Source organism: Elizabethkingia miricola (genome assembly GCF_001675285.1).
Taxonomy (GTDB): Bacteria; Bacteroidota; Bacteroidia; order Flavobacteriales; family Weeksellaceae; genus Elizabethkingia; species Elizabethkingia miricola.
In genome coordinates this window covers 114,066-136,805 of the sequence record NZ_LSGQ01000027.1, presented here as the reverse complement: position 1 = coordinate 136,805, position 22,740 = coordinate 114,066, and the positions used below count along the sequence as shown (strand labels likewise).

20 protein-coding genes are annotated in these 22,740 nt (G+C 35.2%); 11 read left to right on the top strand and 9 right to left on the bottom strand.

Annotated features, from left to right (window positions below):
• The first annotated feature begins 86 nt into the window (after positions 1-86).
• The gene (locus ATE49_RS12485) at positions 87-557 is read left to right on the top strand and encodes a nuclear transport factor 2 family protein (protein WP_065082457.1); all 471 of its coding nucleotides are present in this window, start codon (positions 87-89) and stop codon (positions 555-557) included.
• Between the two features lie 76 nt (positions 558-633).
• On the opposite strand, the gene ATE49_RS12480 is transcribed toward ATE49_RS12485, so the two are convergent.
• Both ATE49_RS12480 and ATE49_RS12475 read right to left on the bottom strand, forming a co-directional pair.
• Positions 634-1,530 carry an omptin family outer membrane protease gene (locus ATE49_RS12480; protein WP_233174483.1) on the bottom strand — a complete coding sequence of 299 codons (897 nt, stop codon included), beginning with the start codon at positions 1,528-1,530 and terminating at the stop codon, positions 634-636.
• 76 nt (positions 1,531-1,606) lie between these two features.
• Positions 1,607-2,419 (bottom strand): M12 family metallopeptidase, encoded by an 813-nt coding sequence (locus ATE49_RS12475; RefSeq protein ID WP_065082455.1) that lies wholly within the window; start codon positions 2,417-2,419, stop codon positions 1,607-1,609.
• 884 nt (positions 2,420-3,303) lie between these two features.
• On the opposite strand from ATE49_RS12475, the gene ATE49_RS12470 reads away from it, so the two are divergent.
• From ATE49_RS12470 to ATE49_RS12455, 4 genes are all read left to right on the top strand, one after another.
• Positions 3,304-4,689 carry an MFS transporter gene (locus ATE49_RS12470; protein ID WP_065082454.1) on the top strand — a complete coding sequence of 462 codons (1,386 nt, stop codon included), beginning with the start codon at positions 3,304-3,306 and terminating at the stop codon, positions 4,687-4,689.
• A gap of 252 nt (positions 4,690-4,941) precedes the next feature.
• On the top strand, positions 4,942-5,625 hold the full coding sequence (locus ATE49_RS12465; RefSeq protein WP_065082453.1) for a response regulator transcription factor: 684 nt from the start codon (positions 4,942-4,944) through the stop codon (positions 5,623-5,625).
• 6 nt (positions 5,626-5,631) lie between these two features.
• Entirely contained in the window at positions 5,632-6,918 is a 1,287-nt protein-coding gene (locus ATE49_RS12460) for a sensor histidine kinase (RefSeq protein WP_065082452.1), read from the top strand.
• A 67-nt stretch (positions 6,919-6,985) separates the two neighbouring features.
• Complete coding sequence (locus tag ATE49_RS12455) at positions 6,986-9,412, top strand: TonB-dependent receptor domain-containing protein (RefSeq protein WP_065082451.1); 2,427 nt, start codon at positions 6,986-6,988, stop codon at positions 9,410-9,412.
• A 70-nt stretch (positions 9,413-9,482) separates the two neighbouring features.
• Here the strand turns inward: ATE49_RS12455 and ATE49_RS12450 are convergent, their stop codons facing one another.
• Together ATE49_RS12450 and ATE49_RS12445 are read right to left on the bottom strand one after the other, a co-directional pair.
• Positions 9,483-10,184, bottom strand: coding sequence for a LytR/AlgR family response regulator transcription factor (locus ATE49_RS12450; protein ID WP_065082450.1), 702 nt, complete (start codon positions 10,182-10,184; stop codon positions 9,483-9,485).
• Positions 10,177-11,211, bottom strand: a complete 1,035-nt coding sequence (locus tag ATE49_RS12445; protein WP_065082493.1) for a sensor histidine kinase — start codon at positions 11,209-11,211, stop codon at positions 10,177-10,179. Before ATE49_RS12445 ends, ATE49_RS12450 begins: the two co-directional genes overlap by 8 nt.
• A gap of 230 nt (positions 11,212-11,441) precedes the next feature.
• Between ATE49_RS12445 and ATE49_RS12440 the strand changes: the two genes are divergently transcribed.
• From ATE49_RS12440 to ATE49_RS12425, 4 genes are read left to right on the top strand one after another with little or no spacing between them, the layout of a single operon-like run.
• Positions 11,442-12,134 (top strand): DUF2490 domain-containing protein, encoded by a 693-nt coding sequence (locus tag ATE49_RS12440; protein ID WP_065082449.1) that lies wholly within the window; start codon positions 11,442-11,444, stop codon positions 12,132-12,134.
• 21 nt (positions 12,135-12,155) lie between these two features.
• Positions 12,156-13,442: a CitMHS family transporter gene (locus ATE49_RS12435; protein WP_059345451.1), complete on the top strand. Its 1,287-nt coding sequence runs from the start codon at positions 12,156-12,158 to the stop codon at positions 13,440-13,442.
• A 49-nt stretch (positions 13,443-13,491) separates the two neighbouring features.
• Entirely contained in the window at positions 13,492-14,691 is a 1,200-nt protein-coding gene (locus ATE49_RS12430; RefSeq protein WP_065082448.1) for a cation:dicarboxylate symporter family transporter, read from the top strand.
• On the top strand, positions 14,692-15,483 hold the full coding sequence (locus ATE49_RS12425; RefSeq protein WP_065082447.1) for a TerC family protein: 792 nt from the start codon (positions 14,692-14,694) through the stop codon (positions 15,481-15,483).
• 54 nt (positions 15,484-15,537) lie between these two features.
• Here the strand turns inward: ATE49_RS12425 and pgl are convergent, their stop codons facing one another.
• From pgl to ATE49_RS12400, 5 genes are all read right to left on the bottom strand, one after another.
• Positions 15,538-16,248, bottom strand: coding sequence for a 6-phosphogluconolactonase (gene pgl / locus ATE49_RS12420; protein WP_059345454.1), 711 nt, complete (start codon positions 16,246-16,248; stop codon positions 15,538-15,540).
• A gap of 24 nt (positions 16,249-16,272) precedes the next feature.
• A complete protein-coding gene (gene zwf, locus ATE49_RS12415) occupies positions 16,273-17,754 on the bottom strand; it encodes a glucose-6-phosphate dehydrogenase (RefSeq protein ID WP_065082446.1) in 1,482 nt (493 codons plus the stop codon).
• Between the two features lie 12 nt (positions 17,755-17,766).
• Entirely contained in the window at positions 17,767-19,185 is a 1,419-nt protein-coding gene (gene gndA, locus ATE49_RS12410) for an NADP-dependent phosphogluconate dehydrogenase (RefSeq protein ID WP_065082445.1), read from the bottom strand.
• A gap of 182 nt (positions 19,186-19,367) precedes the next feature.
• Complete coding sequence (locus ATE49_RS12405) at positions 19,368-19,823, bottom strand: nuclear transport factor 2 family protein (RefSeq protein ID WP_166460624.1); 456 nt, start codon at positions 19,821-19,823, stop codon at positions 19,368-19,370.
• A 6-nt stretch (positions 19,824-19,829) separates the two neighbouring features.
• The gene (locus tag ATE49_RS12400; RefSeq protein WP_059345457.1) at positions 19,830-20,162 is read right to left on the bottom strand and encodes a hypothetical protein; all 333 of its coding nucleotides are present in this window, start codon (positions 20,160-20,162) and stop codon (positions 19,830-19,832) included.
• Positions 20,163-20,486: 324 nt separating this feature from the next.
• Here ATE49_RS12400 and ATE49_RS12395 point away from each other — a divergent pair, with 324 nt between their 5' ends.
• Together ATE49_RS12395 and ATE49_RS12390 are read left to right on the top strand one after the other, a co-directional pair.
• Entirely contained in the window at positions 20,487-21,188 is a 702-nt protein-coding gene (locus ATE49_RS12395; RefSeq protein ID WP_065082444.1) for an ABC transporter ATP-binding protein, read from the top strand.
• Between the two features lie 130 nt (positions 21,189-21,318).
• Positions 21,319-22,737, top strand: a complete 1,419-nt coding sequence (locus ATE49_RS12390; RefSeq protein WP_065082443.1) for a DUF3526 domain-containing protein — start codon at positions 21,319-21,321, stop codon at positions 22,735-22,737.
• The last annotated feature ends 3 nt before the right edge of the window (positions 22,738-22,740 follow it).

Here is a 22,740-nt window from a genome sequence, read left to right as displayed (position 1 = left end):
GATTTTAGGTGTCCTGTCTCTGTTTAACCACTTGTAAATAACTGAGAAAGGAGGGTATTTTATATAAAAACATTAATATTTAACTTATGAATTTAGATGAAACAACTTATACAGGGTCAAAAGATCCGCAAGAAGTGGCAAAGTTTGTTTGTAATGCTGTTAATGGGTGGACAGAAGATCCGAAACGAATGATTCCATATTTTACGGCAGATGGCAATTGGGAATTTCCTTACGCTCCCGAAGAATTTGGTCTCTTTTTTAAAGAACTGAAGGGCCCTGATGTCTTTAGCAAGTATTTTAGCTCTCTTACTCCTTATATGGAAAATTTGAATGTAGGTCCGGGAGAGAGCTGGAAAGCAATCGCAACAGAAAAGCCGGATGTTTATTTGTTCCAATATGAAGGAACTGCTATCATCAAGCCAACAGGGAAACTATATACTCAGAGTTATATTTCGCTGGTTACTATGGAAAAAGGAAAAATTAAAACCTATAGAGAATACTGGAATCCTTACGTTGCGTTAGTAGATTTTGGATTGGCAGTCCCTGTGATGCCATAGATTTTTGATCGATACTCACTTAGAAAAAAAAGACCACTAACTAGTGGTCTTTTTTCATTTATATAGCGTTTGTATCTTAAAATAGTATTTTAACACCTACGCCAATACTGATGCTGGTAGAATTAACTTCATTCAGCCGGCTTTTGTAAATGTCTCCGTTTGCCATATATAATTTATCCGTTCCTTTTCCTGCTTCTATCTGTGTATATCTTGCAGATACAAAAGGCTGAATATGCTGGCCGAGCTGATATCCAATACGCAGTCCTGCATCCCAACCTGCTCCTTTGGATCTGTGTTCGAAGCTGACAGGCCTTCTGAGTTCTTCCCGAAGATTCCAGTTTGCAGTGGCCGAATATTGGGGGAAATACATACCACTGATATCGAGATTGACATTCCAGTTTTCCTTTTTGAAGTTTGTTTCTAAGCCAAGAACTGCACCGTGCCATTCGGGTTTATAAGTGCTCTTTAACTCTTTTCCGGGAATAAGCGGAGTATCACCATCCAGCATATAAAGCTTCTGGTAACTTCCGAAATATCCTGCATGTGGTCTAAAAGAGAATGTTTGGTTAGCCCAGAGAAGGTAAGATAATTCCAGACGGGTTTTAATTGTATAGCCTTTATCGGCCTCTAAATTGAATTCAGCAGTTTTAAGCGCTCTGTTATCGCCTGCGTAATCTGTATCATTTACTGTTCCCGAGGTAATTGCCTGGTAACTGAAATCCCACCTTACCTGAAACCTTGATGAAATTGATACAGCGGAGATAATTCCCATTTCCGGGCCACGTAACTGCTGCCATTTTAATTCAGATAATACATTGGGGTATTGCCCGTTTTCATTGCCGGCAATGTTCCAGTTGAGTTTTTCCTGATTCCAGCCAACATATGGTATAATGTAAGATTGTCGCTCTTTTTCCTGTGCGCTTGCCAAAGAAGTGAGAAAACCAAGAAATAACAGAAGGGGCCACTTATTCATAATCATATATAAACATATATAAATAAAGTCTACCCTGATCACACAGGGTAGACAATTGTTTAATTAAATGTAGTTCTTATTTTGGATATACTGATCCGATAAACTGCTTGTCAGTAGAAGACAGAACAGTATTGCTGCCAACACTGAATCCGTTTGTTGTCAAGCTGCTACTGATGCTATAATGCATAATAGATTGTGTATCATAAGCACTATATTGCGTTTGTGTAGTAGAATATTTTGCAAACAGGTTACTGTCTACCTGTGCTCTTGACCAATAGTTAGGATAACCACCATAATAGGTATATACTTTTTCTTTATCCCATGGGATATTAGCTAAAGGGTGCTGGTGCTCGTGTATCATACCTAGAGCATGTCCAAATTCATGAATCGTTGTTCTGCTGAATTCTGTATCAGTTGTTGAATCGTCAAACCAACCGAAGTTCATTGTTTCAGAGTTAGAAGGACGGTTAAGGGCCTGTGTTCCTAAATAGGAATAAGATCCTGCTCCCTGTGTAAAAGTAACCCGAATTTGTGCTGTTCCGCTGGTAATAAATTTAAAAGTGATGTTAGCATACTTAGACCATTCATTAGCATATTGCATTACTTTGCTACGAACTTTGGCCGTTCCACCGTTCAGACTTACAGTGATAACGCTGCCATTTGGCCATTTTGTACTTGTAATAACAGCTCCTCTTGGATCAGTTCCCGGAAGATAAACATCTTTACACATGTGTGTGTTTTCAAAGCCAGCAGGAATATCTGCTTTTGGTACAGCTTTCAATTCTGTTAATCCTTGTGGAGTGCTTTCGTCCACATTATCGCTGGTATTACATGATACCGATGCAACTGAGATAAATGATCCAAGTAGGATCTTCTTGTGTAATTCCATAATATTTAGTGTTAAATTTGGTTTCTAATTTTCCTGACCTTATTAATAAAATGTGTCAATCATGTTTTTAGACAATTTACAGTTCGGCTTTGTTTACGGCATAATCTTAATTAACTATTATTTCTATCAATTTTGTATATAATTAAGATTAATAAATATCATATTAAACTGTTATATAAGAATACCTTGCTTCTGTAAAAAATCGTTGTTAATTATTTCAGAATATACAAATCAGTATAAACTACTTTTTAAAACAGATGATAAAATCGAGCTGTTGCCGAATAGCTATGCAACAATTCCAATTTAGGAGTGTTCATGCTAAAGTTCTGTACTGATTGATTTCTGAAATTGAAGTGCTTTTCTCTATACACACAAATTGGGAGGTGTGTATGATAGTATCTCTACCATCAATAGAGGAATGGATGTTTTTTTCATAATAATTAATTAAGCGTGATTTGGTTTTATGATATAATTTTTATCATATCATGATGCTAATATACAAATTTATATCAAATCCAAAAGAAAATATTGTTTTTATGTGCAAATGAATAATTAATATGCAATTAAAATAAGAGATAAATCCAGATTTATAGCGTGTTGGAGAAGATTTAAAAAATGTAAATATTTCTGATTTTTTTTTCTAATTACCTGAAAAACATCAACAAAAGGGTAGCATAAGTTGACCAATTACGTATAAATTTTATCATAGTTGGGACAAATGTCCTTTTTCTGAATGGTTTTTATTTTGATTTTTGCAGCGTTAAAATAGCTTTTTGTATTGTAAGTGGTTGTTATATAGTGTTTTGTTTGGTTCTAACTGACACTATGTGGTAAAGAACTTGTAGTTGGACAAAGGCTATTATTTAGAATTATTGAATTAAAGTATGATGGACAGGAGAAAAAAAATAATACTAATTTTAGCTTCAATAGGAACTTTTGTAGAAGCATTGGATATTGCAGTAATCAATCTGGCGATTCCTTCTATTCAGGAACAGTTCCATATTACATCCGAGACAGCACAATGGCTGCAGACATTTTATGTTCTTTTCTTTGGAGGATTTCTTATTATTGGCGGAAAGCTCTCAGATCAGTTAGGAAGAAAAAAGATATTTTTATTTGGGGCACTTACTTTTATGCTGGCATCATTAGGAGCCGGATTGTCTACAAGTTTTGAAGTACTGGCAATTTTCCGTGCGTTGCAGGGGCTGGGTGCAGCATTTATAATGCCTTCTGCTGTATCAATTGTAACAAATACATTTCTGGCAGAACAGGAACGGAACAGGGCAATGGCAATTTTTGGTTCTTTTGCGGCAATAGGTTCGGGAAGTGGACTGTCCATTGGTGGGATTATAAGTACTTATCTAAGCTGGCATTGGGTATTTTTGATTAATGTGCCCATCCTTCTTGTAACATTGATCGCTGCATATTATTATTTGCCAGCAGATAAACCGGATAAAGCTGCTAAAACAGATATGATCTCTGCTGTATTTATAGTATTAGGATTTTTAAGTTTAACATATGGTGTACATGAATTGGCACATATCAAAGAAAATCCTGTAATCATTATTGCTTCTTTAGTGCTCCCTGTAGTATTTTTAAAATTTGTAATCTATAGATTGAGAACTGTTTCTTACCCATTAGTAAATCTGCAGATATTCAGACACAAGTCACTGGTAATTTCTAATCTCGCATTTTTTCTATTAGGGGCATTTTTCATCGGCTTTTTGTTTCTTATTTCATTAATGCTGCAGAAAGATATGGGCTATGATGCTGCATCTTCAGGCTTAATGCTCGTTCCTTTTAGTATACTGTCTGCATTGGTTGCTAAATATGCTCTGCCTTATATATCAAAACGTTTGAATTCTTTTCGAATGGGAGCTTTAGGATGGGTATTTATGTTGACAGGTGCATTGCTTTTATTGGTTTCTGTTTTTATCGGACATCCTTTGGTATTCGTACTGATGGGGGCAGCCTGCATTTCGGGAATAGGAATGACTTTTTGTTTTACCGCTTTATCGGTGCTCGGAATTCAGGATGTGGAACCAGCTAATTATGGAGTAGCATCTAGCTTAGGAACTACAAGTTATTTCTTAGGAGCCGGATTAGGATTATCATTTCTAACCCTTATAAGCCAGTTTTTTTCTTCAGAATATGCAGTAGGAGCTTTAAATATAATTATTCTGGTATGTTATGCACTTCTGGCAGTAGGGATGTTATCCTATAGTATACTGGCGAGTACGAAGCAGGTAAAACTGCTTTCTAAAGCATAGAATAATTTTTAATTGGTTTTCAACAGATTCATTAGCCTTGAATTTTTCTGTAGAGAATCCCGATATTATATTACAGTCATAAAGATCAAAAGACCACTAAAAAGTGGTCTTTTCTCATAATCTTGAGTATCATTAATACATGATTTGGAAGCTGTAATAATAAAAGTATGTTTAATCTTGTATTTCAGGAATAAAGTTTTATTTCTATTTTAATTCAAAATTAATTCAGAATTGAATCTATAGATTTGTAAAATGAAGCTACTAATAATAGAGGACGAAGCGGAATTGGCAAAAAGTATAGCCGAATATCTTTCGGAAGAGAGCTATTTATGTGAATTTGCGCCCACATTTAAAGAAGCGATGCAAAAGATAGAGAACTTTCATTACGACTGTATTCTATTGGATATTACACTGCCCGACGGAAATGGTCTTACGATATTAGAAGAATTAAAAAAACAAAATAAGCAGGATGGAGTCATTATTATTTCTGCTAAAAATGCTTTGGACGACAAAATAAAAGGACTGCATCTTGGTGCAGACGATTATCTTACAAAACCATTCCATCTCTCAGAATTAATGGCCAGAATTTATTCTCTTATCCGCAGAAAACAGTTCAGCAATTCAAATGTTATAATACAAAATGAACTGCAGATTGATCTTTTGGCAAAAACAGTATTTGTAAATGATCAAACAATTATACTTACCAAAAAAGAATTTGATTTACTTATCTATTTTGTAGGAAACAAAAACAGAGTGATTTCGAAAAGTACTTTGGCAGAGCATCTTTCCGGAGACTTCGCAGATATGCTGGATAATCATGATTTTGTGTATGCTCATGTAAAAAATCTGAAAAAGAAATTATATGATGCCGGTTGCAATCAATATTTAAAGACAGTTTATGGAACCGGTTATAAATGGGAAGAAAATTCTAAATAGTATTCTATGAAGCCATTGTTAAGTAAAATAACCAAGCCTTTTCTAATGTATGTACTTTTTGTATTAATCATTAGTGTTCCTGTTTATTATTGGGTGGTAGATACAATATGGAAGGCTGAACTGGATGAACACAATAAGATTACTGCTGAAAAAACAGCTTATGAGCTTAACAGGATGAACCTGACAGACCAAAAATTATCCGAAAGTATAAAACTCTGGAATGATATTCAGCCCGGAACAAATATTCAGAATATCAGAAATCATGATAAACTAAAGGATAGTATTTTTACCTACGAGAAGCAAAAGCCATATACTAAAGAAATAGATATTGACCGCTTCAGAGCACTTTCCACAGTTATTTATGTCAACAACAAACCATTCCGTTTTACAGTTCAGACCAATATTGAAGAATCCCAGGAAACAATTGTAGTAATTGCAATTACTACATTTTTTTTCTTTATCGCAATTGTCTTAGGGTTTTTACTGATCAACAGAAAGCTTTCTAACTCTGTATGGAAGCCTTTTCGGAATACCCTGGATAAGTTAAAAAGTTTTAATCTGAATCACCAGACCAAAATAGAATTCAACCGGACAGATATTTTGGAGTTTGAAGAATTGAATAGCTCATTAAGTAAATTGATAGAGCACAATGTTTCAGTTTATAAAACGCAGAAAGAGTTTACTGAAAATGCTTCGCATGAATTACAAACGCCATTGGCAATTCTGAAAAACAAACTGGATATTCTGCAGCAGAGTAAAGACCTTACGGAAGGACAATATCAGATTACAGAGGAAATGAATAATGCCTTAACGAGAAGTTCCAGAATCAATAAGAATCTTTTGCTGCTTGCGAAAATAGAAAATAACCAATTCGATAATACCGAAACGATTTCATTTGATGCATTGCTTCATCAAAGTATAGATATTTTACAAGAACATTTTGAGCAAAAGAGTATTACAATACAGGAGAATATTCATGAGGAAGTAAGAGTACAGGGAAACAGTAGTCTGACCGAAATTCTAATTAATAATCTTATTTTAAATGCCATCCGGCATACTCCGGCTGGAGGTTTAATTTTTGTAAAGCTTACCCGATCTCTATTTGAAATATCGAATTCCGGAACGGAAAAATTGAATACAGATTTATTATTTAAAAGATTCTCAACATTATCATCTCATAAAGGAGGCAGTGGTTTAGGGCTGGCAATTATTAAAGAGATATGTACATTCCACGGATGGAAGGTTAATTACAGATTTGAAAATAATCAGCATATTTTTTCTGTAAGTCTGTAGAATTCTAAATTTCTTCTAAATCGGATTGCAAATTTGTATCATCGATTAATCTTAAAGATACAAATTCATGCAAAAAAAGATTTTAGCTTTCTCATTATTCCTTTCATTAGTATTTGTCAATTCCTTATTTGCACAGGTAGCTTCTGTCACTATTTCAGGAATTGTAACCAATAAAAGCAAAACGGTTTTACCTTATACCACAGTTACCCTAAAGACTGCGAAAGAAAAGAAATTTGTATCCGGAACGATTACCAATGAAGAAGGACGATTTTCTATAACAGGAATAAAGCCGGATAATTATTATTTAGAAACTTCTGTTTCAGGATATAGCCCTTATACACAATCTGTCTTTATAGGCAGTCTTTCAGAATTTCTTGACATTCCGTCTATAGAACTTGAACAAATTAAGGACGACAAAGAAACCAAAATTGAAGAAGTTGTTTTAACGTCCTCAAAGAAGAATGAAATAAGCAATCAGCTTGATAAAAAGACCTATTCTGTTGCAGATAATATCAGCCAAAGCGGAGGTTCCATTCTGCAAAGCATGCAGAATCTACCGGGTGTTACTGTACAGGATGGGAAAGTGCAACTTCGTGGAAATGATAAAGTGACAGTGTTAATCGATGGTAAGCAGACCGCATTAACCGGTTTTGGGAGCCAGTCGGGGTTGGATAATATTCCTGCTTCGGCAATTGATAAAATCGAGATTATTAATAATCCATCTTCAAAATATGATGCAAACGGAAATGCCGGGATCATTAATATTATCATGAAGAAAAATAAGCAAAACGGTTGGAATGGTAAGATTGGATTTACTTATGGTACAGGTTCGTTTTGGATAAGGAAAGAGAATCTTCCTACGATAAGGCCACAGTATACAATTACGCCAAAGATAAATCCTTCGCTGTCATTAAACTACAGGAAAGATAAAATAAATGTTTTTCTTCAGGTTGATAATTTATACACGCAGACGCTTAATAAAAATGAATTTGTCACCAGAACTTATGATAACGGAAATATCATTAATTCCCAGTTAAAAAGAAACAGAAATACAAATTATCTGACTACAAAAGCTGGATTCGACTGGAATATTGATTCCCAAAATACACTGACAATTTCCGGACTTTATGGAAGCGAAAAGATTATAGACCGTGGTGACCAGCCCTTTTTCAATGGAGATTTCTCTCAGCGCCAGCGACTTTGGCAGTTTTTAGAAGATGAATTGAAAACGACTGTAATGGGCACTGCTTCTTATCAGCATAAATTCAAAGAAGCCGGGCATGTACTAAATGTAGGGTTTAATTATACATTCCATCGTGAAGACGAAAAATATTTCTACGACAACTATTTACCAACTTCAACCGGAACAGATGCTTTTAAATTGCTATCCGATGAGCAGGTATATGATTTTAATGTAGATTATATAAAGCCCTTAAAATATGGGCGTATAGAAACCGGAATTAAATTAAGAAACAGAAGTATTCCGACCAATATGAATTTTATACCGGGAGCTAATTCTGTATTAGATGTGAATGCAGGCGGATGGGCAAACTATAAAGAATTGATTCCTGCCGTTTACGGAAATTATGTCTTTGAAAATGCAAAATGGGAAGCCGAACTGGGACTGAGATTAGAGTATGTGAAGATTCAGTACGATGTTAATCCAAATCATCCTACTTATAAAAGTGACAGCTATAATTATACACAGCCTTTTCCAAACTTGAGACTGGCCTATAAACTAAATGACCATAACAAATTATCAATATTCTATAACCGAAGAGTAGACCGTCCTAATGAAGTAGATATCCGAATTTTTCCAAAATATGATGATGCAGAGATTATAAAAGTAGGGAATCCCGGACTGAGACCTCAGTTTACCAATTCAATAGAACTGGGGCATAAATATAATTGGAATAACGGCTACTTGTATTCGGCTTTATATCATCGTTTTGCAAACGGAACGATTACCAGGATTTCCAGTATTGTTCCGGAAAGTACCTTAATCTATGCAGTATTCCAAAATGCAGGACGAAGCTATAATTCGGGATTAGAAATGATTTGGAATCAGAAAGTTTCGAAAATATACTCTTTCAATATTAATGGAAACATATACAGAAACCAGATCGATGCATTTTCAGTTGAGAATCTGTATCCACAGCCTGTCTTTTTCTCAGCCGATAAACAGACTGCTGTTTCAGGAAATGTAAAGTTTAATAATACATTCAGATTTTCAAATGGTTTCGATGCTCAGTTAACAGCAATATATTTAGCCCCGGATATTATACCGCAAGGGAAAATAAAATCGAGATTTTCAATAGATCTGGGTATGAAAAAATCTGTTCAGAATGGAAAAGGGGAAATATTCCTGAATGCTACAGATCTTCTGAACACTATGGTTATAAAAAAACAGATTCAGGGTTCCGGATTTAAATATACAAGCGATGATTATTACGAAACTCAGGTGATAAGATTAGGATATAGTTACAAGTTTTAAGCATAGCTATTTGATTTGGCATATTGTATAGCTATGGGAACTCTTAATATATGCCAGGGAAATAGTTTAATTATATTGTAAAAATGTTCTTTAAAGTACTTTTGTAGGTCCTACCTAAAGGCAGATTATGTCCGTCCTTTAGGTAGACATTGTTAGAGTCGTAAGAACTGATAGAAGAAGATAAAACAATATAGGATTTATGGATTCTTATAAATCCGAAGTCTTTAAATTTTTCCTCGAAGTTTGTCATTCTTTCCAATATCATATATTTTTTCAAAGGGGTGATAAGGATAATATACTCCCCGAAACCCTGAATCCATCGAATATCTTTTAAGAAAACTTTATTCATTATATAATCGGATTTAAACATAATGAAATCTTTCTGCGGACTGTTATTAGAGAGGTTTTTAAACTGTAAAAAATCTTTTGCTTTATTGATAGCCTTGTTGAAGGTCTCAAAGTCTACAGGTTTTACAAGATAATGAACCACATCCAGTTCAAATGCTTTTACAGCATATTGGGTTTCTAATGTCAGAAAAATACAAAGCGGCTTGTAGGAGAGCTGCTGTAAAAGGTCGATCCCGTTTATTCCGGGCATATTAATATCCAGTATAATAAGGTCAACTTTATTCTCTTCAAGATATATTAATGCTTCGTGCGGATTCTGAAAAGATTTCAATAAATCAATGCCTTCAATCTGCTTGCAATATTGTTTTATGATTTGCAGGGCAGGATATTCGTCATCAATATTCACGACAGTCAGGTCACTCATTTAAATTAATTTTTAAAACAGTTTTATAATGGAAATCACCATCTTGCTCCGAAGAAAAGTTGAATTTCTCAGGATAGTATTTTTCTAATATACGAATAATAGCCTTATTACCTAATCCGTTGTATCCTGTATCAATGGGTGATTTTTTGTTTTTATCAAAGGAGTTAATGACTTTAAAAACTAGAACAAGATCTTCAGTTTTACAGGATAGTCTTATGAAACTTTCCGGATTTTCTCCTATTGCAGAATGCTTCAGGGCATTTTCAAAAAGAGTAAGAAAAAGAGAGGGCGGAATCTCTATAAGTTCCAGCGTTTCTTTATCCTGAATGTCAAATACAAGGTCGAGTCTATTGTTATATTTTAACTGGTATAGCGCTGCAAGAGCTTCCACAGAAGATAACTCCTGTAATACATTTATTTTTTCTTTACTGCTGTCGTATATAATGTACTGCAAAAGCTTGCTAAGCTGTAAAATAGAATTAGAGGTTGCTACAGAAGGTGTAAAGCTGTTGGCATAGATATTATTAAGTGTATTCAGTAAGAAATGAGGGTTTAGTTTTGACTTTAATAAATTGAGATACAGCTCGTCTTTCTGCTTTCCTAAATCGATAACATCCTGTTCGATTAAGAACTTGTCTTTGGTAATCCCTAGAAATGATGCAACCAATATTACAATTCCCTGGTAGATATATACATTATACAGGAAACTGATATGAGAAACTTCATTACTGAAATTCATGTTGAATAAAGCAGGCTCCCACAGAATTCTGAAAAGACTGGAAACTAAAAAGCATATAAGTGCGTAAAGAATAAACTCCGGATATTTATTTGAAAGGTAGAAATGGGGCACCAAATAATAATAGACCAAATAATAAACTCCAATATTAAAAATACTATTTAAAATAACACTCCAAATAAGATCCGGCATGTTGAGGAAGTAGTTTTCGGTAAAAAAGATCATTAAAGTAAACACGAAAAAGAAAAAAATATGCTGAAACTTTAGCAAAAGCTTCCAGCGATACTCCATAAGTGATTTTAGAATTTTCTGGTTAAATAAAATCCTTATAATCAGTAATATTATAATTATGTTGGCTATTAAAAACATCTTTATACCTCCTGTTTGGGGAATTGCCAAATATAATATCTTTTCGACTCAAAATGCTGTTCGTTGATAAAAATTACCATTGATTGAAAAATTCCGGAAGCACTTTTCCGAATAAATATATTTGAGAAACTATAATGTTAACCAAATATTACATGAAAACTAAATTAATATTAACCTTCATTGTTATGATATTTTTTGCCGGTTTTTCGAAAGGCCAGAGCAGAGATAATTATAATATGTGGTTTCAGTATCTAATGACGGCTCAGGTATCGGATAAAAGTACTTTGACAGCACTTACGCAGTATCGTTCTTTCGACCTGGCATATGATACAAGGCTTTTCCTGCTGAATGCATATCTCGATTATGAAGTAGCAAAAGGAGTAAAGCCTGCAGCCGGAGCAATGTTCCTTGTTCTGGAATCCTATAATTCTGATAATACGAAAAGAATACGTTACGAGAAAAGACCTTTCCAGCAGGTAACTCTGGAAAGTAATATCGGAAGAACTTCCATTTCCAATAGGTTTCGTGTGGAAGAACGATTCCTAAACAACCCTGATGAATTTATTGTAAGAATCCGTTATCTCCTTTCCATAAGGATCCCCTTTAACAGGAAAGGAGAGAAGGAGAAGCTATATGGAATTCTGAAGAATGAAATAAGGATGAATATGGTGAAAGATGAGCCTTTTGACAGTAATCGTATAACAGCAGGGTTTGGAATAAAGGTAGGAAGGAATTCTGCTATTGAATTGGCTTTTATAAACCAGCTGGAAACAGGAAAAACCAGTAATTATGGATTCTTAGGGTTCAGAAACAATTTTGACTGGAGAAAAAAAGAAAAACAATAACATCATAACGAATTTATAGCTATGCTTACATTTCTTGGTTTTTTAATGATTGCTATTTTCATGGGGCTCATCATGAATAAAAAAATGACGCCTCTTACTGCTTTGGTTTTGGTGCCGGTTCTTATTGCTTTGGTAGCAGGTTTCGGTCCGGAACTGGGTACAATGATGAAGGAAGGCGTAAAAGAAATTGCACTTACAGGGGTAATGCTCATTTTTGCGATCTTATATTTTAGCTTAATGATTGACACGGGGCTTTTTGAGCCGCTTGTGCAGTTTATACTGAAAATTGTAGGGGATAATCCTGTGAAAACTACAATAGGAACAGCCCTTCTTACAACATTGGTTTCTTTGGACGGAGATGGCTCTTCTACTTATATTATTGTGGTGGCAGCAATGCTTCCGCTCTACAAAAAACAGGGAATGAATCCTCTTGTGCTTACCTGTATTATTATGTTGGCAGGCGGTATAATGAATATTCTGCCCTGGGGAGGTCCTACAGCCCGTGTGATGAGCTCTTTAAAACTTGGGCATACTGAAATATTTGTTCCAATGATTCCGGTAATGGTTATAGGGATTATCTGGGTCTTTATTGTTGCTTATATTTTAGGGACAAAAGAAAAAAAGAGGATAAGCAAATACGGAAAATATACCAAGTACAACAAGCAGGACATCGTTGGAGATGAGGATAATACACTTCGACGTCCCAAGCTTCTGATCATCAATTTTATACTTACAGTTATCCTTCTTTGTGTAATGATTCTCGATATTATTCCTTTAGGAATTGCATTTATGATTGCATTTTGTATTGCAGCAATTATTAACTATCCTAAGTTGAAAGACCAACAGAAAATAATTTCAAAACATGCCGGCAATGCATTATCGGTTGCAGGAATGATTTTCGGAGCCGGAATCTTTACAGGAATTTTAAATGGTACAGGTATTATGCAGGCGATGGGGAATAGTATGATAGAGATTATCCCAAAGAGTTGGGGAGGTTTTCTGAATGTTATTACAGCAGTATTTAGTGTTCCTCTTACGTTTTTTCTTACCAATGATGCTTACTATTTTGGGATATTACCTATTATTACGGCAACAGGAACCCAATTGGGAATTCCGCCTGATGTTTTGGGCAGGGCGAGTTTAGTAGGGCAGGCTTCACACCTTCTAAGCCCATTGGTGCCTTCTACCTATTTGCTGGTTTCTCTGGCAGGTGTTGAATTCTCGGATCACCTGAAGTTCACACTAAAGTGGGCAATTGGATCTTCAATTGTTATGCTTGTGGGAGCATTGATTCTGGGTATTATTTAGTTTTTAGATAATTTTGTATTCTTATATACTTTAACATGGTAACTTTCTGATGAGTTCTGTTTCCCGACAAAAAACTTTTACTGACACATATGTAAGAAGTCTTTCTTTATATGTATTTGCTGCAATTATCTGTGGAGCATTAACGGGCTATTATTTTCCTGAAATAGGAAAGAAATTAAGGACTGTAAGCTATTACTTTTTTCTGATTCTGGAATTCCTGATAGTGCCTGTAATCTTTATTGCAATTACTTACGGAGTCAGCTATGTTTTCAGTATTCAAAATGCATTTCGGGTCATTATGCAAATGATTTGCTATTTTCTTCTGATTACGACAATAAGTATTGCACTGGGCTTTGGTTTTGGATTTTTATTAAAACCCGGTGCTGATACAGGAATCGATATTACATCAGTTGGTAAATATGTGTCGGGAACACTTGTAATTGGCTCCGGAAGGCTGCTGTATGTCAATAACTATATGATACTTCTTCTGTTATCAATTGCAGGAGGTATAGCTATCAATTTCTTTAAAAATAAAGACAGAGTTCTTCTGTTCTTAGATAACAGCAGGGAGATATTCTATAAACTAATAAAGTATCTGTATTTTACTCTTCCCATTGTGGTTTTCTGCAACATAGCTTACGGGATTTCTATATATGGAATCAATACCCTTTTGCCGTTGAGCAAACTTGTTGCAACGGTATACCTGGCTTGTATTATTTTTATTATAGGAATATTGGGAACGGTATCTTACCTCTTCAAAATTAATCTTTGGGATTTTCTGATAAGCATCAAAGAAGAGATTGTACTTGTACTGGCAACTTCTTCATCAAAAACTTCTTTTCCAATGATTTTTGAAAAGATGGAATCTCAGGGTTATAACAGGAAAATCCTTCGCTTTGTGATTCCTCTTGGATATAATTTTAATCTTGCCGGTGCCTGTATTTATCTTTCAATTGCCTGTTTATTTCTTATCCAGTTGTATAACATTCATTTAGATTATGCAGACTATATCTGGCTGTTTATTGTTGTTTCAATAGCTTCAAAAACAGCATCAGGTGTTCCCGGATCAGGTTTTTTAGCTCTTGTGTTCACACTAGATAGGTTTGGAAAAATTCCGATGTCAGAAATTGCCCTGTTGTATAGCGTAGACCGTTTTATGAATGAGGCCAGAGCTGTTACCAATTTTATAGGGATTGCTATTGGAGGTGCCGTTATTTCGAAAATAAATCAAAAACACATTAATATATAAATGATACTTTCCGATTTCTCTATTCTTTTTGAAGAGATTCTTCAAAACCCAACAAAATCTGTAATCATCATTGCTAACTTAATTCTTATTGAAAGCCTTTTATCAATAGATAATGCAGCAGTTTTGGCAACAATGGTGATGGATCTGCCAGAAAAACAAAGAAAAAAAGCACTTAAGTATGGCATATGGGGCGCATATTTATTTCGTGGTCTGGCGCTTGTTTTCGCTTCAGTACTCATCTCTGTTTGGTGGGTAAAACCATTGGGAGGTTTATACCTTATTTATATTGCGCTGGACTGGTTTATTAAAAAGAATAAAAATTCAGATGGAGAAGAAGAACAGAAAGAGCAGCACCCCAAAGAATCCGGATGGCTCTATAGAAATTCTGTGGGGCTTTTAGGGAAATTCTGGACGACTGTAGCATTAGTAGAAGTAATGGATCTGGCATTTTCTATAGATAATGTTTTTGCAGCTGTGGCTTTTTCAAAAAATCTACTTTTGGTTACTATAGGCGTTTTTATAGGAATTTTAGCCATGAGATTTATAGCGCAATGGTTTGTGCGTTTAATGCAAAAGTTTCCTTTTTTAGAAACCATCGCTTTTATTGTTATCGCAATTTTAGGAGTTAAGCTCACATTGTCATTGTACGAACATTTTTATCCAACCACATCGCTGGCTGAGTTTCTGAGCGGTCATACAATGGAAGTTCTGATTTCGGCAACTACTGTTCTTTTATTTGTAGTTCCGATTATTACCAGTTATTTGTTTGGAATCCCTAAACGATCTGAATAATTTTTTTTAAGCATAAAAAAGACCACTATTTAGTGGTCTTTTTATTTATAGAATTTATCCTTTGGCTTTCTCGTCAGTGAAAAACTGAAAGCTTTCTTTTTTGTTAATCAGCTGCATTGGATATAGTGCAGGGTTGTATTCGCCATTCAGTACCTCGTTCAGCGCATGCTTTTTAGATTCCCCAAATGCAACAGCCAGAATATTTGCTGCTTTGTTAATCAGAGGTGCAGTCAAAGTGATGCGGAACATTTCCTGAGGTTTCAGGTAATAAGCATCTACCCATTTTTGGTTTTCATTTAGGATTGCTTCGCCCGGAAATAAAGAGGCTGTGTGGCCATCATCTCCCATACCCAGAAGGATGAAATCAAAAATACCTTCATCTCCAAGAACATTCCTTATCTGTTGTTCATATACTTCAGCAAACTTTTCAGGCTCCGTTCCGTTTTGGTACATAGGAAAGATCTGATCTTTGTTAACAGGAACTTTATCCAGAAGTGTCTCAAAGGTCATCCGTGCATTGCTTTTCTCATCATCCAAAGGAACCCATCTTTCATCAACCCAGAAAAAATAAACCTTATTCCACTCAACCTGGTCTGCATATTCCGGAGTAGCCAACAAACTGAAAATAGCTTTTGGAGAAGAGCCGCCGCTAAGTGCTACCACAAAACGATTGTGCTTTTCAATAGATTTTTTTGAAAGGTCAATAAATGTATCTGCTGCCTTTTTATATAGTTTTTCCAGATCATTAAATACCGTAATATTCATTTCTTCTTTTTTTATTATTATAGTTTACACCCATTTATGACCTTGTCTTTTCACAAGTTCCATGCTGTCTTCCGGTCCCCAGCTTCCTGCTGCATAATTAGGGAAAGAGGTGTCTTTATTATTTTTCCAGGACTCCTGTATGGTTTTTACTACGTCCCACGCTTCTTCTACCTGATCTGAACGCATAAACAGCGTAAGGTCTCCTAAAAGAGCTTCCAGTAGCAATGTTTCATAAGCTTCGGGCGTATCTTCCTGACAGGCAAAGTTATCAAAAATCATTTCCACAGGCTCTAAAACCAATGAAAGTCCGGGCTTTTTCGTCATAAACTGCAACCTGATATCCATCATCGGTTGGATATTGATGATAAGTCTGTTGGCTGAAAGATGGTGCGAACTGTTTGAGAATGTAGAGTGGGGAAGCGGCTTAAACTGAATCGTAATGTAAGAATGCTTTTCTTTCATTTTCTTTCCGGTGCGGACATAGAACGGAACGTCCTGCCATCTCTCGTTATCCAGATAGAATTTTACAGCGGCAAAAGTCTCTGTATTGGAGTCAGGAGCAATGCCGTTTTCCTGGCGGTAGCCTTTAGATTCAACACCGTTGATGATACCCGGGCCGTATTGCCCCCTTACGGCATAATGGCCGACCTGATCGGGTGAAATTCTGCGTATTGATTTAAGAACATCCACTTTACGGTCTCTGATTTCACCTGATTCCAGTGAAGCAGGTGGTTCCATAGCCACCATACACAAGATTTGTAAAAGGTGATTCTGTACCATATCTATTAGTGCACCTGTCTGCTCATAGAATGCACCTCTTGTTTCTACACCAACCTCTTCAGCTACTGTAATCTGCACCGATTCTATATAATTATGATTCCATAAAGGTTCATAAATTGAATTTCCGAACCTGAATGCCAGAATGTTCTGTACCGTTTCTTTCCCCAAGTAATGGTCGATACGGTAGATCTGTTCTTCTTCAAAAGTTTCGCCAAGAAGATTATTAAGTTCAATGGCAGACTGCTTATCGTGGCCAAAAGGCTTCTCTATAATGATCCGATCTTTTGCAGGATCAGGAGCTAAAGAAGCATTCTTAATATGATTAGAAATTGTAGTAATAAAATTAGGGGCAATTGATAGATAGAACAATCTGTTTCCTCTGGTTCCGTATGCCTTGTCTAAATCTTCTAATTTCTGATTCAGTGCCTGATAGGAATCTTCCTGATCCAGTTGATGCTGGAAATAGGTAATATGAGATTTGAATCCTGACCAGTCTTTAGGAGTCCCTTTTTTTCTGGAAAAATTTTCCAGATTTTCTACGACGTAATTTCTGAAATTTTTATTGGTATTTTCCGATCTGCCTAATGCCACAATATTAAAATGTTCAGGCATTCTGCCATCTATATACAAATTATAAAACGCCGGAAATAACTTTCTCTTTGCTAAATCTCCTGTTGCCCCAAAAATGATAATAGTAGTCGGATGCAGGACTTTTTCTTCGCTCATTATTTCCTGATTTTAGTTGTTTGCAGATTGCCATGAAGTGTGAAAAGTACCTTCCTGATCAACACGCTGATAGGTATGTGCTCCGAAATAATCACGCTGAGCCTGAAGAAGGTTTACCGGAAGAGATTCTGTTGTATAAGCATCAAAATATCCCAGAGCGGATTGAGTTCCCAGAGCCGGGATTCCGTTTAAAGCTGCATAGCTTGCTGTTTTTCGTAAAGAAGCAATTTTTTCTTTAACGATAACAGAGATATCCTGGTCCAGCAAGATATTAGAAAGCTCCGGATTTTTGGAATAGGCTGTATAAAATTTCTCTAACAGTACTGATCGGATGATACAACCGCCTCTCCAGATTTTTACAACATCCTGTAATGGGATTTGGAAATCATATTCTTTAGATGCTTTTACTAATAAGGCAAGGCCTTGAGCATAGCTTATTAATGTAGCCAGATATAAGGAATCACCAACTTCTTTGATGAATAATTCTGTATTTTCCGGGCTTGTAATTTCTTTTTCTGAATACAGTTTTGAAGCCTGAACTCTTTCATCTTTATAAGCAGATATAATTCGTGAAGTCACAGCAATATCAATGGTAGGGATAGAAACTCCAATTTCCATTGCCTGCTCAGAAGTCCATTTTCCGGTTCCTTTTGCTCCGGCTTTATCCAGGATTTTATCTACAAGGTAAGCATCTGTAAGAGTATCTTTCTGTTGGAAAATATCACGGGTAATTTCAATCAGGAATGAATTCATTTCTCCGTTATTCCACTCTTTGAAAACTTCGTATAATTGGTCATTGTTTAGATTTGCTCCTCTTTTCAGCAAATCGTATGCTTCACTAATCAGCTGCATAATAGCATATTCAATTCCGTTATGCACCATTTTTACATAGTTTCCGGCAGAACCTTTCCCCATATATGCAGTACAGGCTTCATTACCAACTTTCGCCGAAATAGCTTCCAGCATTGGCTGAAGAAGACGGAAGGCTTCCAGATCTCCACCCGGCATAATGCTGGGACCTGTTCTAGCTCCTTTTTCACCTCCTGAAACACCCATTCCCATAAAGTGTAGATTTTTTGCTGCTAAATCAGCAATACGTCTGTTGGTATCTTCGAAGTAAGAGTTACCTGCATCTACAACAATATCACCCGGGCTTAGAAGTGGTGTGATATTTTCTAAAACAGCATCTACAGGCTTGCCTGCAGGAACCATAAGGATAATTTTTCTTGGAATTTCCAGTGCCAATACAAAGTCTTCCAAAGTAGTGTTCCCTTTTACCTTCATTCCGGAAGTAGCACCATCGTGTAATTCTTTTACTTTTTCTTCATCAAGATCAAATCCTGCAACTGAAAAATTATGATCAGCAATATTATAAAGAAGATTGCGCCCCATTACTCCGAGGCCAATCACTCCGTAATTGTATTTCTCCATTGTTTAAATGTTATGTGAGTTCTGTTTTTACAGACAATAAAATTACGGAAATGAGTATGGAGAACAAAATAATAGAATGTGAAATATTATTAATTTCCTGTTAGAGACTATCTATCATTATAAAAATTTCCAATACCTCTCCATTTGGTGATAGGATAGTATTCAGACGGGATATGTAAAGGTTAATCAGGCGTTACAGAAAGCATAACAGCGAGAGAATCCATATAATCGCGCCAATGGATTATTTTGCGGTTTTCAATGGTGATAACAGAGCAAAAGCGATTACCGTATGATTTTCCTGTAGAAGGCACTATACCATGGACCTGATATTCCAGTATAATTACATTTTTCGGATTTGTGGATTTATATACTTTTAGGTTATCCGATGAATGAAGTATGTTGCTATATCCACCAAACCAATCCATATAAGCCTTTCTGCCTTCTATTTTAGTGGTGAAGCCTGGAATATGATACAAAAATTCAAATACTGCATTTTCTGAAACTGTATCCCAAAAATGCTCCCCATCTACTTCACCTTTCAGTCCTTCCATGATAATATTGTAAAAAGGTTCAGCATTCTTATTATTAAAGGCAGGATGATTTCTATTGATGATTTCTGAATTGTTTTTGTCTTCCATATCAGATTATTTTTGTTGTTCTAGTTGTAAGTCAATCATTTTATTAATTTGATCAATTCTATATTTCTGAATTTCAATAGAATCTTGTGTTGAAAGTTCAGAAAGGTATTTTTCATATTTTTTCATCAATGGCTCAATTTGTTTATTAACTTCTTTTGGTGAAATCTCTTTTTTTATAGCTTTTTTCATTATTGAGTCTACTGTATTTAATAAAGTTATGGCTGAATCTTTTTTTATATTAGTTTTAATAAAAGCTGTGTTTTCACCAGACTCATTTCGTTTTTGATTACAAGATAATGTAATTAATATTAGAGAAGTTAGAAATAAAATTGTTTTCATAGATAAATTTTTGACAAAAATATATTTATGTTATTTTCTTTAATTATGGAATACCATAAATAACCCCATAGGTTTCAAAAACCTATGAGGTTGTAATTCCAATAGTTTTTTTTACACAGATAAAATAATACTCTTGACGCTATTCCGGACTCATGTATTAGTATTGTGATTTCTCTTACTGCCATTGTATTTCTCTATTTCCTCCTTTTTAAATTTTGATGTAATTAATGATACTTTGTTGCAATAATGAATATAATTTTTATTTTTGAAACAATATTGCATTAAGGTGATTTTTAAATATCTGAATCAAATACATTGAAAACTATGATAAATATTGAGAATACAAGTAAATCTTATAAGGGGAAATTGGCTGTGGATGGACTTTCTTTATCCGTACAGAAAGGAGAAATATATGGATTACTTGGACCGAACGGTGCAGGGAAATCTACTACATTGAATATGTTGTTGGGATTTCTAAAGCCAGATTCAGGGATAACGCTGCTTGACAATATAAATACTGGAACAAATGCGAAGGAAGCCCGGGAAATCATAGGCTATATTCCTGAAAATGTAAACCTCTATCCCTATTTGACGGGAATTGAGAATCTTTATTATTTCTGTCAACTTGCAGGAAAAAAATACAGCACAGCGGAACTTTCAAATATACTTTCGGATTGCGGATTGCAGATAGACTCTCAAAATAAAAAAACGGAAACATATTCCAAAGGAATGAGACAAAAAGTAGGAATTGCCATAGCCTATGCCAAAAAAGCCAAAGTATATCTGCTGGATGAACCGGCGAGTGGTCTTGACCCTTCAGCAAGCAATGAACTTTCTGCTTTACTGAAGAAACTGGCAGAAAATGGGGCGGCTATTCTGATGGCTTCACATGATATTTTCAGAGTAAGAGAGACATGCAGTCGTATAGGAATCCTTAAAAATGGATTACTGGTGAAGGAAATGTCAGCTTCTGATGTAACAGCCAATGAGCTGGAAAAAATTTATCTGGATTATATGCAAGAATAAAACTTTGAAAAATTATTGCAACACAGATGCGTTTATTTCAAAAGTATTTTTATTTTTGTTACAGTGTTGCAATAATGATTGGTTCTTGATGAAGCTTTATGTTGATATAATAATGGTCAAAAGTAAATGAATGATTAAATTAAAAATTACATTTTTAGTAGCTAAACATGAATTCAAAGCATTTCAGGAAAATGGACTGAAGCTGTTTATCTTCTTTTATACATTTATTTTATTAGGAGTTTGGGGGAGCAATTATGTACAGCTTACCGCAGCATCAGCTAAAAATAAGCAAGCTAAAGAAATAATAGACAGCGAATGGAAAGATCAGAACCGGAATAATCATAGCGCTGCACATTGGGGAACATTTCTTTTTAAGCCTGTCAGCTATCTATCCCTTTTGGAATCGGGTACTAATGTTTATTCAGAGAATCAATATAGGGTAGAAGCTCATAAAAGACCACAAATGCACTCCTACAGATTACCGGATCTGGAAGCATTTATGAGACGGCCCGATTTGAATACAGCATTTTTTTTTCAATGGTTTATGCCATTGATTATTATTGGACTGGGTTTTTCTTCTGTTTCTTCTGAACGTGAAAAAGGATTTCTAAAGGTATTATCTGTACAAGGTGCCTCATTTGGGCAACTGTTGGCAGGAAAATTTATGGCTATTTACACTGCGGCTCTAATGTTTATTGTTCCATCATTGGTCATAATGGTTGCCGGACTTATTTTTGAGGGTGAATCTGTCAGTTATTTGATCAGAGCAGGATATTGGATTATTTTATATGCAGTATATTTTCTGCTTGTTGCAGGTGGAGTTTTGTTGATTTCTGCTTTAAGCCGCTCGTCCTGGTCTTCATTAATGGCTAATATTACGGTATGGGTTTTCAGCGTTCTGTTAATTCCTAAATTCAGTACTTCAGTAGCGGATAATCTCTATCCTTTACCTTCCTATCATGAATTTGAGCATAATGTTAAAACAGGTTTCGACAAAGGGCTTGGGAATGATGGGGATTATACTTCCCGATCTGAGGTTTACTTAAAAAAACATCTTAATCAGTTCAATGCGGCCAGTATAGACCAGTTACCGGAAAAAGTCCGTTTTGCTCTTGATCTTATTCAAGCCGAAGCTTATGAAAATAAAGTAAACGCTTTTTATTCTAAGAAAGTAGAGGGGAAGTTTAATCAGCAGCAGGAATTTATGAATTACATGGGACTTATCAATCCTTTTATAGCGGTAAGACAGCTTTCTATGGCATTTACCGGAACAGATGTACAGCATCATATTGATTTCTTTAATAAAGCCGAAGAGTATAGAAATAATATGATAAACAGGTTGAATAGAAGAGAGTTTGAAATTGCTGTTTCCGGGAAAGTAAAAGTAAATAACCAAGATTTTTATAGCCGTTTTCCGGATTTTAACTACAGGTACCCTGCTGCAGGATCTGTTATCCATGATCATACAATTGCTATTCTGTCATTGTTATTGTGGACTCTGATATTAATTTTCTCTTTCAGGTTAATTATTAAGCGAAATAATTTTTAAGAT

What these genes read in the sequence shown, in the direction of transcription:
- ATE49_RS12475 (WP_065082455.1), bottom strand. Translation starts at nt 2,419, where the DNA reads ATGGAATTACACAAGAAGATCCTACTTGGATCATTTATCTCAGTTGCA.
- gndA (WP_065082445.1), bottom strand. Translation starts at nt 19,185, where the DNA reads ATGGAGAAATACAATTACGGAGTGATTGGCCTCGGAGTAATGGGGCGC.
- ATE49_RS12445 (WP_065082493.1), bottom strand. Translation starts at nt 11,211, where the DNA reads ATGGAGTATCGCTGGAAGCTTTTGCTAAAGTTTCAGCATATTTTTTTC.
- ATE49_RS12435 (WP_059345451.1), top strand. Translation starts at nt 12,156, where the DNA reads ATGCTTACATTTCTTGGTTTTTTAATGATTGCTATTTTCATGGGGCTC.
- ATE49_RS12455 (WP_065082451.1), top strand. Translation starts at nt 6,986, where the DNA reads ATGCAAAAAAAGATTTTAGCTTTCTCATTATTCCTTTCATTAGTATTT.
- ATE49_RS12465 (WP_065082453.1), top strand. Translation starts at nt 4,942, where the DNA reads ATGAAGCTACTAATAATAGAGGACGAAGCGGAATTGGCAAAAAGTATA.
- ATE49_RS12460 (WP_065082452.1), top strand. Translation starts at nt 5,632, where the DNA reads ATGAAGCCATTGTTAAGTAAAATAACCAAGCCTTTTCTAATGTATGTA.
- ATE49_RS12430 (WP_065082448.1), top strand. Translation starts at nt 13,492, where the DNA reads ATGAGTTCTGTTTCCCGACAAAAAACTTTTACTGACACATATGTAAGA.
- zwf (WP_065082446.1), bottom strand. Translation starts at nt 17,754, where the DNA reads ATGAGCGAAGAAAAAGTCCTGCATCCGACTACTATTATCATTTTTGGG.
- ATE49_RS12450 (WP_065082450.1), bottom strand. Translation starts at nt 10,184, where the DNA reads ATGAGTGACCTGACTGTCGTGAATATTGATGACGAATATCCTGCCCTG.
- ATE49_RS12390 (WP_065082443.1), top strand. Translation starts at nt 21,319, where the DNA reads ATGATTAAATTAAAAATTACATTTTTAGTAGCTAAACATGAATTCAAA.
- ATE49_RS12425 (WP_065082447.1), top strand. Translation starts at nt 14,692, where the DNA reads ATGATACTTTCCGATTTCTCTATTCTTTTTGAAGAGATTCTTCAAAAC.
- ATE49_RS12440 (WP_065082449.1), top strand. Translation starts at nt 11,442, where the DNA reads ATGAAAACTAAATTAATATTAACCTTCATTGTTATGATATTTTTTGCC.
- pgl (WP_059345454.1), bottom strand. Translation starts at nt 16,248, where the DNA reads ATGAATATTACGGTATTTAATGATCTGGAAAAACTATATAAAAAGGCA.
- ATE49_RS12400 (WP_059345457.1), bottom strand. Translation starts at nt 20,162, where the DNA reads ATGAAAACAATTTTATTTCTAACTTCTCTAATATTAATTACATTATCT.
- ATE49_RS12480 (WP_233174483.1), bottom strand. Translation starts at nt 1,530, where the DNA reads ATGAATAAGTGGCCCCTTCTGTTATTTCTTGGTTTTCTCACTTCTTTG.
- ATE49_RS12485 (WP_065082457.1), top strand. Translation starts at nt 87, where the DNA reads ATGAATTTAGATGAAACAACTTATACAGGGTCAAAAGATCCGCAAGAA.
- ATE49_RS12470 (WP_065082454.1), top strand. Translation starts at nt 3,304, where the DNA reads ATGATGGACAGGAGAAAAAAAATAATACTAATTTTAGCTTCAATAGGA.
- ATE49_RS12395 (WP_065082444.1), top strand. Translation starts at nt 20,487, where the DNA reads ATGATAAATATTGAGAATACAAGTAAATCTTATAAGGGGAAATTGGCT.
- ATE49_RS12405 (WP_166460624.1), bottom strand. Translation starts at nt 19,823, where the DNA reads ATGGAAGACAAAAACAATTCAGAAATCATCAATAGAAATCATCCTGCC.